Origin of the sequence: Caulobacter endophyticus, from assembly GCF_029543245.1 — a bacterium.
Classification (GTDB): Bacteria; Pseudomonadota; Alphaproteobacteria; order Caulobacterales; family Caulobacteraceae; genus Caulobacter; species Caulobacter endophyticus_A.
The window spans coordinates 87,821-103,077 of the sequence record NZ_JARQWV010000003.1; the positions used below are offsets into that span (position 1 = coordinate 87,821).

A 15,257-nucleotide genomic window follows, 5' to 3' on the forward strand; every position below is an offset into this window, starting at 1 on the left:
TCGGGGCGTCGCCTGGGCGGCGATCTTCTCCAACCACATAATCTTGTTATCGATATCATAAATCGCTGGCAAGAGCTTTTGTCAGACAAATGCGATGATTGCGCTTCAGTTGGAAGAGGACGATCGACGGGCCAGCGCCACGTCGCCGGAGCAGGCCTTGGAGACGCCATCGACCTTGATCGCGCGCGCGCCGTCGCAGGCCAGGCGAATGGCGTAGGTCGGCTGCCCCTGGATGCTGGCCTCGACGCCCCGCCCCGCCTTGTCCCTGACCACGAAGGCCTTGGACAGGCTGTCGAGCTCGACGCGGCCGTCGCGGCGAAGATAGCTGCCATCGGCGACGAACCAGCGTCGCGGCCTGGCGGCGCTGCCGCCCTCCGGATAGGTCAGCGCCAGGATGTAGGCGTCGGTCTGCCAGCCGCCGAGCTCGGCGTTGGCGTTGCGGTGGCGGATGCGGCCGTCGGCCAACAGGTTGAAATAGACCTCGGTGACCTCGCCCTTCTGGTGCACGCGCACCATCAGCCAGTCCTTGGTCTCGACCTTCTCGATCCTGGGCGCGGGATTGGCGCCGTTCGGCGTCAGGGCGACCACGAACTTGGTCCGGTCGGTCACGCCCGGCGCCTGCAGGCGCAGATAGGGCTGAGCCTCGTCGGGCGCGTGATCCTTCAGGCCCTTGCCCTCGGCCATCCGCATCAGCTCGGGATAGTCGGTGAACAGGCCTGCGTCCGGCAGGGTCTCGGGGAACAGCGGCCGCACCGCCACTTCGGCCTCGCCGTTCTTGACGGTGATCACCTGCCCCTGGCGCTTGGCCTCGCCCTCGTAGTGCATCAGCCACTCGAACTGGCCCGGCGCCCAGCCCTTGAGGTCGTCGATGACCAGGATCACGTCGCCGATCCACATGAAGCTGCGGTACTTGCGCTCGAAGGTCCGGGCGTTGGGGCCCGTGGCGTCGGCCCAGACGAAGCGCAGATCGCCGGCGTCGACCAGATGGTCCACCCGGCCCACGAAATGCGAGCCGTTGTAGGTGTTGCTTTCCGGCTCGGCCTTGCCGTCCAGGGTGACGACGTTGTGGGCCACGCTCTGGCGGTAATAGCCGTCGTATTCGGGCCGGGCGTAGCTGCTGTTGCCGGAGTCGATCAGCAGTTGCTTGCCCTTGTGCCAGAGGATGAAGCTGCCGGCGTCGGCGTGGTTGTGGTTCCAGGTGAAACCCGAGCGCAGCGCCAGGAAGGTGGCGTCCGGCGTCCAGGACGAGCGCAGCGTCGCCGCGCCCAGGTCACTGTCGATCCAGCTGGTCGGCAGGCCAGGCTCCTTGCCCACCGAAGCGCGGGCCTTGGCCGAGGGCCACTGGACCATGTTCTCCGGCTCGGCGAACACGTCCTGCTTGGGGTCGGGGCGCACCGTGTTGAGGTACCAGAGATAGCGCGACTGCTGGTCGCCGCTGGCCCACAGGTTGGCGATGGCGCTGCCCCCGCTGGAGGTCGGATTGCCGTCGCCAAAGTTGGTCGACAGGAAGCCGCCGGTGGTCGGGTAGAGGTTCTGGATGAAGTAGTCGCCCAGCCCCGCCAGGCGCGGCGTCGCGGCCGGCTTTTCCTTGAAGGCGTCCAGCCAGGCGCGCTTGAAGCGCAGATAGCCCTCGGCGGCGAAGTCGGCGTAGTTGATGCTCTCGACGAAAGCCCCGTTGGACGCGAAGTGCGCCGGCTTGGTCTCGATGGCGCTGCCGTCGTAGTTGGCCCACTCCTCGGCGGCCTCGTCGATGCGGCGGATCCAAGCGTCGGCCTGGGGCTCCTCGGTCTTGATGGCAATCGCCGCCACACCGGCGCCGAAGACGATGTGGCTGAACCAGTTGTGGCCCATGGTGTCGAGGCTGTGGATGCGCTCCTTGCCGTCGATCCAGTCGTTCAGGGTCGGGCGGATCGCGCCCTTGACCAGGGCCTTGGCCAGGCGGTCGCGCTCGGCAGGGGTCAGGGCGTCGTGGATGGCGTCGAAGGTCAGGCCGAAGGTGTATGCGCTGGTCCCCATGCCGAGGTCGGAGTTCCAGACCGGGCTGCGGGCCAGCAGCGGCTTGTCGGTCACCCAGTTGGCGCGGCCGGCATAGATATCGAGCAGGGCCTTGGCGCGGTCGGCGTACTTGCGCTCGCCGGTCATGCGGTAGGTCAGCGAAAGGCCCATCAGCGCCGCGTTCAGCTCGCGGTCATTGGCCGGCTTGCGGGTCAGGGCCGCGTCGGCGTCGGCGCGAGCCTTGGTCCAGGCGGCCTTGGCGTCGGGATCCTCGGCCACGCGGGCCTTGAACTGCGAGACGTGGGCGTCGCTGAAGGTCAGGTACGGATGGCCCGACTTCAGGGTCTGGGCGCCAGCCGCCCCGGCCACGAGGCAGGTCGCCAGGGCCAGGCCCGAAACCATCCGCTTTGCTTGGCTCTTCACGCGCTTCTCCCCGTACGCTTCTTCTGACTTCAGATTATGATATCGATATCATTTATTGGCGCAAGCGGCTCCAAGCCGCCCGGCTCAGGACAGGGCGAGATTGATCGCCATCGACCGCCGCACGCCCTGACTGCGGAACGGGTAGACGCAGTGCAGCATCCACGAGGGCCACAGGTAGAAGTCGCCGACCACGGGTTTGACCGTGAACAGGTTCTTCACGCCCACGGCGCTGCGGCTGTCGATGAACTGCAGGCAGCCGGCGGTGTTCTGCCTTGCCTTGTCGGACGCGAACTCGGCGTCGTACCCCGGCGGCACGCGCAGGAAGCCGACGCTGGAATAGAGGCAGCCCTGGTGGAAATGGGCTGGGTTGTAGTCGCCGGCGACCATGTCGTTGATCCAGCCCTCCTTGATCTCGATCCGCAGCTTTTTCGCCTCGAGCTCCTCGGTGCGCTCGTAGTCGGAGAAATGCATCAGCGCGTTCTCGCACCGGTAGGTGTAGGTGCGGGCCACGTCGAACAAGAAGTCGGTGAGCTCCGACGTCTCGCGGATCACGTCGGTGAAGCGGATTTCCGTGCTGACCGCGCCCGCCAGATGGGCCGACCAGTCGCGGGCGGCGACCTCGTCCCGGCGGGCGACTATCTCGTCAATCCGGGCGTTGAGGCGCTGGACCAAGCCCTGCGGCATGGCAGCCTTGATGATCGTCGGGCTGAATGGCGCAACCAGCCGCAGGTCGTGATCGTGGCTCACCGCCGCCCCCTGACTAGCGCGACGGCGCGTAGATCACCGCCGTCTGTCCCGGCGCCAGGCTCAGGCTGGCCGCGCCCGCCGCCAGCTTGCGCTTGGTGACAAGGTCGACCCGCTCGCCGGCCGCCTTGGGCAATGTGACGCTCATCGCCTTGTCGGCGCTGGCGTTCATGGCGATCAGATACGGCCCGTAGGTCGCCTCGTAATAGTAGCCGCGGCCGGCATAGGGGTTGTCCTGGTCCTTGTAGCGCGCCTCGGGCGGTCCCTTGGCCACCGGCAAAACCTCGCCCTCAAGTGCGGCCGGCGCCTCGCCCGGATAGGCGACGATCGGGATCGAGCCGGCCGAGATGTGCGGCGTCGCCCGGCGCACGCAGGTCTTGCCGCTGGGCTCGAAGTCGACCCGGGCAGCGACGGTGGCGATGCGGTCCACCGTCGGCGTCTGGTAGTGGAACCGCGCCAGCCGGTTCACCCCGCAATTGGCCCGCCAGTAGAGCGAGGCGTAGAGCACCTCGTCGCCGTTCTTGATCGCCACCACCCCGTCCTCGGGATCGGCGAAGACGAAGTCGGGCTGGCCCAGCGTCATCGGCAGCTTCACGTCGGATTTCGGCCAGGCCTTCACGGCCAGCCATTCGTCATAGGCGTCGAGCAGACCAATCGTCGTGCGCTGGTTCTTGTCCTTCAGCCGGTCGCGCAGCACGGCGTAGTACTGGCCGTCGTCGAGGGCCTGGCGGGCGATCGCCATCAGTTGCGGGTCGCGCGTGGCGACGGCGACGTTGAAGGGCGTGTTGTCCCAGCCGGACTTCTGCACATAGGTCGTCGCGCCCGGATAGACCGGGTCGCGCCAGCCGATCGGCGCCTCCAGCAGCATGGTGCGGGCGCCCTCGGCGTCGATCCCCGGATAGCGGAACGCCATCCGAGCCCTGGCCATCTTCAGCAGTTGGTCACGCAGGACAGGATCGCCCTGCCCGCCCGGCGTGGCGGCCGTGGCCTGGTAGATGCTGGTCGCCCAGTCGAGGATCTCGCCGTAGCTGCCGACGAAGCCCAGCTCCTTGGAGAGGCCAGCCTTGGTGAAGAGCCTGTAGTCGTCGGCCGAGCGGAAGCTGCCGGTGTCGGCGGCGGCGCTGGAATAGGTCGGCTTGCCGGCCTCGTCGAGGCTGCCGGTCCAGGGCGCAAGACCCATGGACTCGTAGAAGAACCGCCGCATCGCCGGCTCGGGCCGAGCCAGGGGGCTGCCCAGCGACCGCAGGCCCTCGTTGCTCCAGTAGATGCCTAGATCCACGATCATCGACTGGTTGGTATAGAGCCGGCGATGGGTCTGGATGTAGCCGAGCCCCGCGTCGAGCATGCGGGCATAGGCTTCGCGACGCGCCGGAGCTCCCTCCACGCCCGCGACCGGCGCGTCGAGATAGGGCGCGACATTGGCCTGCAGCAGGCGCAGCGCCTTGCCCAGCGGCCCCATGGCGTCCCAGTCGGCGTTGGTGCGGCTGGCGTCGACATAGACGCTCTTCGGATCGGCCAGGAAGCGGGCGTAGAAGGCGTCGCCGCTCTCGATCACCTTGCGGGCCACGGCCGGATTGGCGTGAGCCTTGGTCCATTCGAGGCCGGCGGCTCGGGCCAGGAACTGAACCTCCAGCACGTTCAGCGGACCGGGTTGGGCCAGCTTGCGATCGATCTCGCGGTTCACCCGGGCCTTGAGGTCGTCGAGCACCTCGGGACCGGCCGAGGGCGCGGCCGCCAGCGGCGGCGCGACGCCGGCCGGGTCGCCGCTGTCCAGAAACGGATCGGCGTGGACATAGAGCCCATAGACCGGCCGCGAGGCCTGGCTCATCGGCTTCTGGAAGCTCTCGAACTGCTGGGTGTAGACGGCGTAGGGCCCGCTGGCGCGGATCACGCAATCCAGCGCCTTCTTTCCCCTGGTCAGGGTGATCGGCAGCGGGAAGGTGCGATAGGTGAAGCGCCCCGCGAACGGCGGCGCCTGGGTTCCGATGTCGAGAATCTCGACGTCGCCCAGGTGGCGATAGCCGACCTGCCTGCCCTCGCAGAACAGGGTCAGCTTGCCATCATTGACGTCGCCGCCCCACAGGCGGATCGAGGCGTAGTTCTGGATCGCCGGATCGACGGCCAGCCGAAACTTCAAGTCGCCGCTGAACCGCGCGCCGGGTTCGCTCGGCGCCAGGCGTCGCGCCGCCAGCCCCAAGCCGCCTTCGACGCGCTCGGACGCGGAGGCGTCCACCGCATGCGCGACCTCGGAAGCCGCGTCGCCGAACACAACCTTGTCGATGAGCGGCGTGGCCGCGCCGGCCTGCGTCGCCATAAGGCCGAGCAGAGCGCTGGCGCCGAGGATCAGCCGATGGCGGGTCATGCGCCCCTCGTTCGTGATGCTTTGGGATAGGGCCGACGAGCGAGGACGCGACACCCTCGCCCGCCGGGCATTCTTTGGTTCCGGCAGCCGCCTAGAACTCCTTGCGGACGGTCAGCCACACCGACCGCGGCGCATTGCGCTTGATCAGGAAGCCGGACTCCGGCAGCTGCTCGACGACGTCATAGACCTGCACGCCGGACGGCAGATTGCTGCTGATCATCGGGTCGTAGGCCGAGATGTAGGCCTTATCGAGCGCATTGCGGACGTCAAGCGTGACCTGGGTGTTCTTCAGGCCGCTGTACTGGACCGAGACGTCGAGATTGTCCTGGGCCGGCAGGAAGCGACGGTCGAGCGAGTTGGTGTTCAACTTGCGCTCGTCCATCCAGCGGTGGCGGATGTTGAAACGGAAGTCGCCGTAGCGATAGGACACGGTGTTGCTCAGCGTCCACTTCGGCGAGCGCGCCAGGAGGCCGGCGTCGATGCGCAACACGTCGTCGTCCGCGCCGTTGCCGTTCGCGCCGGTGTTCAGCCAGATATAGGCCTCGGTGGTCTTGCCGTTCAGGAAGGTCACCGACGGGCTCCATTCGAGGTTCTTGGTGACCCGCCACTTGGCCCAGGACTCGACGCCGCGCGTGAAGTACTTGTTGAAGTTGTCGGGCAGCAGGTAGGTCGAGACGTTGTCCTTGTCGATCGCGGTCGGGTAATCGTTCACCGCGAAGTTCTGGTAGAAGTAGGTGATCTGGCCGTTGAAGCGGCGATCGCCGAAGGTGTAGGCGAACTCGTGGCCCTTGATGTAGGCCGTCGGACCTAGCGGACGCACCAGGGTGGCCGCGGTCGAGTAGCGGTTGATCACGCCCGACGACGGCTGCTTGGCGTCGGTATAGCGGTAATAGATCTTGTGCTTGTCGTTGAAGTTGTAGCCCAAGGCCACGCTGTAATCGACGAGGCTGAGATCCTTGTCGGCGCCGATCATCTTCGACGCGGTCCTGGTCATGTAGACGTTGTCGTAGACGGTCAGCGGGTCTCCATCCAGGCCGCCGTTGGTCAGAGAGGCCGCGCCGGGATTACGGGTGTCCCACGTCTCCGAATAGGTTCGGGCGTGGAAGTACTGGTACTTGATACTGGCGTTGAAGTCCCAATGCTTGGTCGGCGACCAGGCAAAGCCCGCATAGGGCGACAGCTCCATGATCCGCGCCCGCTGCGAGACGGTGGTGAACAGGCCGCTGCCGTATGAGCCCCAGCCGCCGGCGTCGGTCAGCTGGTAGTTCGTGCCGTTCTGGGTGACGTACTTGACGTTCAGGTTCTGCACCTGGTCGTCGGCCCAGGCCGATACGCCCAGGCCGTTGGCCCAGTTGTCGTTCACCTGCTCGGAGCGCGACAGGTAGAGGCCGCCGTTCACGCTCCAGGTCTCGCCGCGATAGGTGGCGGTGAAGTTGCCCATGTAGTCGACGGATTCACGGTAGTTGTCCTCGGCGCGGGTCAGCAGCACGAGGTCCTGCGTGGCGCTTTCCGCCGGCAGGGTGACGCCGTTGACCACGCCGCCCCGCATGTCGATGTTGCGATTGGGCAAGGTGTTGCCGACGATGCAGAGGCTGTTGCTCTGCCAGGTGGCCGCCGTGACCCGCGGACAGGCCGCGCCGGTGCGGTAGTTGGCCCCCAGCTGCGAGCCGGCGACATTGTTGGCGACGCGGGCCACTTCCTGGCCGGCGGCGTTGGTGAAGACGTAGTAGCCCGGCGTGCGGTCCAGGTTGTTGATGTTGAGACCGAAGCGCTCGCGCGTCGCCGCCGCCGAGGCCAGAGAGGCCAGCTGCTGAGGCTTGTAGGACTGGCCGCGATAGGTCGACTTCTGGATCCGCGCCGCGCCGGTGAAGGTCAGGCGCTCGCCGATGTCGTGGTTCCAGCGCAGCGACAGGGCGTCCTGCTTGTAGCGGTAGCCGTCCGACGGATCGAGCGTGTGACTGCCCGGCTTGAAGTAGTTCGGAACGGTCTGCTTGCCGCCGTTCATGAACAGGTTCACGTCGCGACCGAAGCCCGGGATCTCCTCGGGGTTCTGATAGCCGTAGGTCGGCTGCTGGAACGTGGTCAGTTCGGCGTTGGTGTCGTCCAGGTGCTTGTAGACCAGATTGAACGAGCCGCCGCCGTTGTCGGTGTTGTAGTCCTTGTAGAGGTTCACCCGGAACTGGCCGCCGCGGTTCAGGTCGAAGCCCGGATCCACCTGGCCGCTGGACCGGCGATAGAAGCCGCTGACGCCGACGCCCATGTCGCCCGCCTCGTTGACCCAGCCATAGGCGCCGTCGACCTGCTTCCACGACAGGTGCAGGTCCTCGCCCTCGAAGCCGATGCGGGTCTGGATCATGGCGCCCGGCTTCACCTTGCCGGTGATGTAGTTGAAGGTCGCGCCCACCGAGGTGGTGACGCCGGTGGCCGACGAGCCGCCGCGCACCGACTCCACCCGGCTGGTCGAGATGTCGGCGCGATAGAAGTAGCCGTCCTGGAAGCCGCTGAACTTGAACGGCACGACCGGCAGGCCGTCCTCCAGGATCGTGGTCCAGAAATAGCCCGAGGTGTTGGCCCCGGTGCCGATGGTCATGCCGCGGGTGAAGACCTCGTTGCGGGCCACGCCGTCATTGGACTCGACCACCACGCCGGGCATGTCGCGCAGCATGTCGTCGGCGCTGATCGGCGTGAACTTGCTCATGTCGTCCTCGTTCAGCACCGAGAACGAGACGTTGGCCTTCTTGGCGGCGGTGCCGACCATCACGCCGGTGACGATCACCTCGTCGACGGCCGTGCTCTCGACCGTGACCGGCTTGTCGGCCGCCGGCGTCGCGGTCGCCTGGGCGTAAGCGGCGGTCGCCGACATCGCGCCGGCGCCCGCGGCCAGAGCCAGCACCATGTGAGAAACCTGCAGGGCGCGACAACGGCCGCGCTGAGGGTTGAGACCACCCATCCTATCCTCCCCTTTCGGACTTTGGTCCGATCTCGTTCTGCGCCGGAACCTCGTCCCGGCTGGCCGATCGCTTTGTCGTTCTCGAGCGCGCTGCGCAGCGCTCCGACCGGCCTGTTGTTATCGATACCAGCGCATTTCAAAGTCTGTCAACGGGATTCGCAACGTTGATTTCCGAAGCATTGGGCTCGGCCTTTACTGGCGACGCGCCACCTCATGTCGGCGCACAAAGCACCCGCGCCTGAACAACAGCGACTTGGGATCACGCCAAAGCACAAGCCTCGGATGCAACCACCCAAGGATGCATTTTCAACGCGCCGCCGCAGCCAGGCGCCGGTGACCGATTACATGAGCGGGCCAGATTTCACGGCAACCTCGACCAAACGATCTCGCACGACCGTCCCATGTCGCCGACGGCGAGAGATCAGCCCTTCGGCCGCCAGCAGGTCCAGCGCCGCCCGGACGGTGATCCGCGCCACCGTGAAGCCGCTGGCCAACTCGCGCTCGGTCGGCAGGCGGCGCTCGCCGTCGAGGATCGCCGCGCGCAATCGATCGGCGAGCTGGCGATAGAGCGCCATGCGGCCGGTGCGCTTCAGCGGCGCCCAGCAGACACCCGAGGCGGATGGTTGAACCATGCCGCTACGCCCTCCCCTCTATTTGAAGCTCACGCCTTCGACGTTTGGCCCGATTTCGATCACCGCGGGATCGGCCGCCTTCAGGCGCTTGCCCCCGACCGTCACGTTCTCGAAGCTGATATTGCGGACCGGCCGATCGGGGCCGAAGCCCGAGATCGTCGACGGGCTCGGCCAGCCGGCGCCGGAGAAGCGGATGTTCCTGAACCGCACGCCATCGACCAGCAGGCCCGGGCTCGTGCCGTACTTGGCGTTGAACACCGTGCGCACGTTGACGAGCTTGCCCTCCTCGATCTGCTCGACGCGGATGTCGTCGAACAGCACGTCGCGGACGGAGTTGTCGTCGCCGGCGCTGATCGCCAGCGCGCCCTGATATTCGGGGTCATCCTCGTCGAGACCCAGGATGTCGATGTTCTCGAAGCGCAGGTCCTCCAGCACGTTGCGCGCCTTGGTGTCGCCGTGCAGGCCGATGAACACCGCGTGCGCCACGTCCGGCCAGAAGATCGAGTCACGCACCCTCACCCGCCGGGTGTCGCCGACGCCCGACTTGCGCGTGGCGTAGACCGCAACGCTGTCGTCGGAAGTGCGGATAAAGGCGCGCTCGACGGTCACATCGCTGCAAGCAAAAACGTTGACCCCATCCGACCACGAACCATTGCTCAAGGTCTTGATATCCTTGAAGGTCACGTTGCTGGACGAGGCGCAGGCGATGGTGCCGTGCTTGGGCGTCAGGAAAGTCAGCCCCTCGACCGTGACGTTCCTGGAATCCTGCACGACCAGCTGGTCGGCGGGCCGGTCGACGACCCCCCGGCCGATGATGCGGACGTTCTCGACCTTCTCGGGCTTGAACACGCCCTGCAGGATCGCCCCGCCGGCGACGTAGATCGTCTGGCCCGACTTGACCGGGAACACCCCGCCGGGCGGGGCGTGCAGCCCCGGCTCGTAGAACACCACGTCCGGCCCCGGCGCGGGCCTGGCGATCGGCGCGCCGGCGAAGATGTGCAGGTTGTGCAGGCGATCGCCGTCGAACTCGACCGACAGGTTCTGCGGGCGGTCGAGGGTGAACAGTACGACGCCGTTCTCGACCTTGTGCCTGATCGCCTTGCTGGCGGGCCGCACCTCGACGCGCTTGAAGTCGCCGTTGTTCTTGCGCACGCCGATCTCGACCATCCCCTCGAAGTCGAACTGCACGACCGAGACATCGCTGGGCCCGTCGGAATCGACCTTGGCGTTGTATTCGTAGAGGTCGCGCCAAGGCCCGCCCGGCTTGCGCACCCGCACGGTGAAGGTGTCGTTGTGCATGCTGTAGAACAGGCCGCCCGGCGGCAGCGGATGGATGTGCAGGCCCGAGACGTCGGCCTGGTCGGCCGCGTGAGCCGATCCGGCCAGCCCGACGAACGCCGCGGCGCCGGCAAGTCCTGCCAAGGACGCTTTTCGCGTTGTGAATCCCATCGTGAACTCCTCCCCGGGCGACGCTCTGCCCGCTCGGCGGCGTCGTTGTTTTCGGCATCGAGCGCCGGATCGACGCCGGGGCGTCGAAAAGCCTTGCGGATCGCTCGAACACGAATATTGATATCGATATCATATCGCTCATGCAAGCCCCGGCCCAGCGAGCGAGAACGACGCCGAAAGAACTTGGTATCGTTATCAGATCAGTCTATGACCGAAGGGTCGGACCAGTCGCGCCACGCAGCGCGGCCGGCGCGGGAGGGTGTCGCATGGCCATCAGGAAGAACTACGCGCTGCTGAGCGCCTTCCTCTTCTTCTATTTCTTCGCCCAGGCCATGAGCATCTCGCTGCTGGCTCTGTGGCTGAAGCGGACCCTGGGCCTTTCCGGCGCCGAGACCGGCGTGGTGTTCGCCGCCAACTTCATCTTCGCGATGATCTCCCAGCCCCTGTACGGCTTCGTTTCCGACAAGGTGGGCCTGCGCAAGCATATCCTGTGGCTGATCAGCGGCCTGGTCGTGCTGTCGGGGGCCTTCTTCGCCTTTGTCTACGGCCCGCTACTGAAGACCAACCTGCTGCTGGGCGCGATCGCCGGCGGGGCCTATCTGGGCGTCACCTTCATCGCCGGCAGCTACGCCCTGGAGTCGTTCGTCGACCGCGTGGGCCGCAAGTACGGCTTCGAGTACAGCCGCGCCCGCCTGTGGGGGTCGCTGGGTTTCGCGGCGGCCGCCTTCTTCTCGGGCCGGCTGTTCAATCTCGACCCGCTCTACAACTTCGCCCTGGCCTCGTGCGCGGGCCTCATCCTGCTGCCGCTGCTGGCCTTCGCCAAGATCGAGCCCAGCGCCGACGAGCGTGAGAGCTCCAGCGCCCTCAAGCCCGCCGACGCCATGGCGATCTTCAAGCTGCCGAAGTTCTGGGGCTTCATGGTGCTGATCCTGGGCGTGACGAACCTCTATCTCGTCTACGACCAGCAGTTCCCGGCCTTCTACGCCTCGCACTTCGCCGACCCGAAGCAGGGCGCCGCCATGTTCGGCTACCTGAACTCGGCCCAGATCTTCCTGGAAGCCGGCATGCTGTTCGTGGCGCCGTTCGTCGTGAACAGGATCGGAGCCAAGAACGGCCTCTTGCTGGCCGCGGCGATCATGATCGTGCGCATCGCGGGTTCGGGCCTGGTGCACGGCCCTGTGCCGATCTCGGCGATGAAGATGCTGCACTCGCTGGAACTGCCGATCCTGGTGGTGTCGATCTTCCGCTACATCGCCTTCCACTTCGAAAGCCGCCTGGCCTCGACCCTCTATCTGGTCGGCGTCAGCTTCGGCCATTCGCTGGGCCTTGCGGTCCTGTCGCCGATCGTCGGCAAGAGCTACGACCTGATCGGCTTCCCCAGCACCTACCTGCTGATCGCTCTGTTCGCCGCCGCCTTCTGGGTGGCTTCGGTGTTCGCCCTCTCCCCCACCCCGCGTGAAATCCCGCCTGCCAAGGACGCCGAGCCCGATCCGGCGCTGGCGCAAGCCGACCTAGGCGGCGCCGACGTGGCCAAGGTCAACTGACGATGTCCCAATTCGCTTCCCCGCGCGAACCGCTGATCCGCGCAGCCGAGATCCTCGGCCGTCCACGCCCTGACCGGGTCAAGCTCGACGCCATCCTTGCGGCCGTCCTGGCCCGCATCGACGCCAGCCTCGACCTGTTCACCGACGCCTTCCCTAAGCCCTCCAGCGAGGGCGGTGTCTATGCGCCGATGGACAACACCGAGTGGACCAACGGCTTCTGGACCGGGATGCTGTGGCTGGCCTTCGAGGCCAGCGGCGAAGCCCGCTATCGGCACGCCGCCGAGCGCCAGGTCGAAAGCTTCCGCGACCGGATCGAGCGCGAGATCAATGTCGACCACCACGACCTGGGCTTCCTCTATTCGCTGTCGTGCGTGGCGGCCTGGAAACTGACGGGCAGCCTGAGCGGCCGCGAGGCGGCCCTGGCCGCCGCCCGCCGGCTGATGACCCGCTACCTCCCGGCCGCCGGCATCATCCAGGCCTGGGGCGATCTTTCCGATCCCGAGCAGGCCGGTCGGATGATCATCGACTGCAACCTCAACCTCCCCCTGCTCTATTGGGCGAGCGAGGAGACAGGCGATCCGACCTTCAGGATCGCGGCCGACAGCCATATCGCCCAGGCCGCCAGGCACATCGTGCGGCCCGACGCTTCGACCTTCCATACCTTCTACATGAACCCCAGGACCGGCGAGCCGGTCGGCGGCAAGACCCACCAGGGCTTCAGCGACACCTCCTGCTGGGCGCGCGGCCAGGCCTGGGGCGTGTCGGGCTTCCCGCTGGTGCACCGCTACAAGGCCGATCCCGGCCTGATCGACCTGGCGGCGCGGCTGGCCAACTACTTCCTCAATCGCCTGCCCGACGACCTGGTCTGCTGCTGGGACCTGGTGTTTACCGACGCCGAGCGCGACAGCTCGGCCGCGGCCATCGCCGCCTGCGGCCTGCTGGAACTGGCCCGCGCCCTGCCGCTGGCCGACCCCGACCGCGAAGCCTACGAGGCCGCCGCCCTGGCCATGGTCGAGACTTTGGGCGAGCGCTACCTGCTGCCGCTGGGCCAGCCAGGGACCGGGATCCTCGCCCACGGCGTCTATCACATGCCCAACCGCGTCGGCGTCGATGAGGCCTGCATCTGGGGCGACTACTTCTTCCTCGAGGCGCTGGTGCGCCTCACCCGGGTTTGGGAGCCCTACTGGTGATTCAGATCGGCGTGGATTTCGGCGGCACCAAGGTGGAGGCCGCCGCCCTGGACGCCAGCGGCAAGCTGCTGGCCAAGGCCCGCGTTCCCAACCCGGGCGACTATGACAAGGCGCTGGTCGCCGTCCGCGACCTGGTGACAGGCCTGGAACACAAGCTGGGCGCGCGCGGCACCCTGGGCGTCGGCGCACCGGGTTCGATCTCGCCGGCCACTGGCGTGATGCGTAACGCCAACTCGCTGTACCTAAACGGCCGCCGCTTCCGCGAGGACCTGTCCGAGGCCCTGCAGCGCCCGGTCCGCCTGGCCAACGACGCCAACTGCCTGGCCTTGTCGGAAGCCGTCGACGGCGCGGGCGCGGGGGCCAGGGTGGTGTTCGCCATCATCCTGGGCACCGGCTGCGGCGGGGGCCTTGTCATCGACGGCAGGCTGATCGAGGGCGAGAACGGCATCGCCGGCGAATGGGGCCACATGCCCCTGCCCTGGCCTACCGTCGAGGAGCGCGAAGGCCCGCGCTGCTGGTGCGGCCAGAACGGCTGCCTGGAGATGTGGGTTTCGGGCACGGGCCTGCGGCGCGACTTCGAGGCGACGACGGGCAAGGCCCTGAGCGGCGAAGAGATCATCGCCGCCTGGCGGGCCGGAGATCCGGCGGCGACCACCGCCTTCGACCAGCTGATGGACCGCCTGGGCCGCTCGGTGGCGGTGCTGTGCAACATCCTGGACCCCGACGCCATCGTCGTCGGCGGCGGGCTGTCGAACGTGCCCGAGGTATGCGAGCGCCTGCCCGACCTTGTTTCGCGACATGTCTTCGCCGACCGCTGGAGCACGCGCATCAAGCCGGCCGTCTGGGGCGACGCCTCGGGCGTGCGCGGCGCGGCGCGGCTGTGGAGCCTGGACGAGGCCCGTCAGATCCTGGCCGAACCGGCCGCCTAAGGCGGCGCTGGCCCCGACGAGTCCCGGTCCATCAGCGTGAACGGCAGCAGGTGATGGACCGGGGCCGGATCGCCTCCGCCCTTCCTGGCGCGGATCTCCTCGACGATCAGCCGCACGGCGGCGCGGCCCATCTCGGCGATGGGCTGGTGGATCGTCGTCACCTCGGGCCAGACCGTGGAGGCGACAGCGGTGTCGTCGAAGCCGCAGATCGTCAGGTCGCGCGGCACCGCGATCTGGCGGCCGTGGGCCACGGCCAGAGCAGCGGCCGCCATGTCGTCGTTGCTGGCGAAGATCGCGCTGGGACGCAGCCGCGCCTCGAACAGCTTCTCCGCCGCCGACAGCCCCGAGCGATAGGTGAAGAGACCCTGCGCCACCCACTCCGGCCGCACGGTCAGTCCCGCCTCGGACATGCCGGCCAGGAAGCCCTCGTAGCGCAGCTCGGTCGGGGTGTGCTGGGGATCGCCCTTGATGAAGGCGATGTCGCGGTGCCCCAGGGCGATCAGGTGGCGGGTCATGGCCAGCGCGCCCTCGAAGTCGTCGATGCGCACGCTGGAGACGTCGATCATCGGCCGCGCGGTGGCCAGGGCCAGCACGGTGACGCCCTCGGCCCGCAGCATGTTGATGGTCTGGCGGGAGTCGCACAGCGGCGGCGGCAGGATCACCCCGTCGACGCCGGCAGCCAGCAGGCGTTTGACCGCCTGCTTCTGCCCAGCGAGGCCCTCGCAGCGCTCCAGGATCAGATGGCTGGCCAGCCGCGAGCTCTGCTCCAAGCCGCCGACCATGATCTCGCTGAGATAGGAGGCGCTGGGATTGCTGTAGAGGATCCCCACCCGCGCGGCGGCCGAGCGCGAGCGCGTGGCGCGGGCGGCGACATTGACCTGGTAGTTCAGGGCGCGAACGGAGGCCTCGACCTTCTCGCGCATGCCGACGCTGACATTGCCCGCCCCGCGGATCACCCGCGACACGGTCATCGAGCCGACGCCGGCGTGGCGGGCCACGTCGTGGATGGTGATCGTCTTGGGGCCAGGCCTCACGGCAG

Annotated in this window: 10 protein-coding genes; 3 read left to right on the top strand and 7 right to left on the bottom strand. The window is 67.4% G+C overall.

The genetic code is table 11. From position 1 onward, the window contains the following. Positions 1-105 precede the first annotated feature (105 nt). The 6 genes from P7A99_RS03815 to P7A99_RS03840 form a co-directional block, all read right to left on the bottom strand. Positions 106-2,418: a heparinase II/III domain-containing protein gene (locus P7A99_RS03815; RefSeq protein WP_277792612.1), complete on the bottom strand. Its 2,313-nt coding sequence runs from the start codon at positions 2,416-2,418 to the stop codon at positions 106-108. An 84-nt stretch (positions 2,419-2,502) separates the two neighbouring features. Then, on the bottom strand, positions 2,503-3,165 hold the full coding sequence (locus tag P7A99_RS03820) for a putative 2OG-Fe(II) oxygenase (protein ID WP_277792613.1): 663 nt from the start codon (positions 3,163-3,165) through the stop codon (positions 2,503-2,505). A 13-nt stretch (positions 3,166-3,178) separates the two neighbouring features. Next, entirely contained in the window at positions 3,179-5,524 is a 2,346-nt protein-coding gene (locus P7A99_RS03825; protein WP_277792614.1) for a hypothetical protein, read from the bottom strand. Positions 5,525-5,615: 91 nt separating this feature from the next. Then, positions 5,616-8,474 carry a TonB-dependent receptor plug domain-containing protein gene (locus P7A99_RS03830; protein WP_277792615.1) on the bottom strand — a complete coding sequence of 953 codons (2,859 nt, stop codon included), beginning with the start codon at positions 8,472-8,474 and terminating at the stop codon, positions 5,616-5,618. A 341-nt stretch (positions 8,475-8,815) separates the two neighbouring features. Further along, the gene (locus tag P7A99_RS03835; protein ID WP_277792616.1) at positions 8,816-9,106 is read right to left on the bottom strand and encodes a GntR family transcriptional regulator; all 291 of its coding nucleotides are present in this window, start codon (positions 9,104-9,106) and stop codon (positions 8,816-8,818) included. Positions 9,107-9,124: 18 nt separating this feature from the next. Further along, positions 9,125-10,528, bottom strand: a complete 1,404-nt coding sequence (locus P7A99_RS03840; RefSeq protein ID WP_277792617.1) for a glycosyl hydrolase family 28 protein — start codon at positions 10,526-10,528, stop codon at positions 9,125-9,127. 293 nt (positions 10,529-10,821) lie between these two features. Here P7A99_RS03840 and P7A99_RS03845 point away from each other — a divergent pair, with 293 nt between their 5' ends. From P7A99_RS03845 to P7A99_RS03855, 3 genes are read left to right on the top strand one after another with little or no spacing between them, the layout of a single operon-like run. After that, on the top strand, positions 10,822-12,099 hold the full coding sequence (locus P7A99_RS03845; protein ID WP_277792618.1) for an oligosaccharide MFS transporter: 1,278 nt from the start codon (positions 10,822-10,824) through the stop codon (positions 12,097-12,099). A gap of 2 nt (positions 12,100-12,101) precedes the next feature. After that, on the top strand, positions 12,102-13,289 hold the full coding sequence (locus tag P7A99_RS03850) for a glycoside hydrolase family 88 protein (protein WP_277792619.1): 1,188 nt from the start codon (positions 12,102-12,104) through the stop codon (positions 13,287-13,289). Then, a complete protein-coding gene (locus tag P7A99_RS03855; RefSeq protein ID WP_277792620.1) occupies positions 13,286-14,218 on the top strand; it encodes an ROK family protein in 933 nt (310 codons plus the stop codon). Before P7A99_RS03850 ends, P7A99_RS03855 begins: the two co-directional genes overlap by 4 nt. Here P7A99_RS03855 and P7A99_RS03860 read toward each other — a convergent pair. After that, a complete protein-coding gene (locus P7A99_RS03860) occupies positions 14,215-15,252 on the bottom strand; it encodes a LacI family DNA-binding transcriptional regulator (protein WP_277792621.1) in 1,038 nt (345 codons plus the stop codon). The genes P7A99_RS03855 and P7A99_RS03860 overlap by 4 nt on opposite strands. Between the last annotated feature and the right edge of the window lie 5 nt (positions 15,253-15,257).

Coding starts and splice junctions, on each gene's coding strand:
- P7A99_RS03825 (WP_277792614.1), bottom strand. CDS start 5,524: ATGACCCGCCATCGGCTGATCCTCGGCGCCAGCGCTCTGCTCGGCCTT.
- P7A99_RS03830 (WP_277792615.1), bottom strand. CDS start 8,474: ATGGGTGGTCTCAACCCTCAGCGCGGCCGTTGTCGCGCCCTGCAGGTT.
- P7A99_RS03835 (WP_277792616.1), bottom strand. CDS start 9,106: ATGGTTCAACCATCCGCCTCGGGTGTCTGCTGGGCGCCGCTGAAGCGC.
- P7A99_RS03845 (WP_277792618.1), top strand. CDS start 10,822: ATGGCCATCAGGAAGAACTACGCGCTGCTGAGCGCCTTCCTCTTCTTC.
- P7A99_RS03850 (WP_277792619.1), top strand. CDS start 12,102: ATGTCCCAATTCGCTTCCCCGCGCGAACCGCTGATCCGCGCAGCCGAG.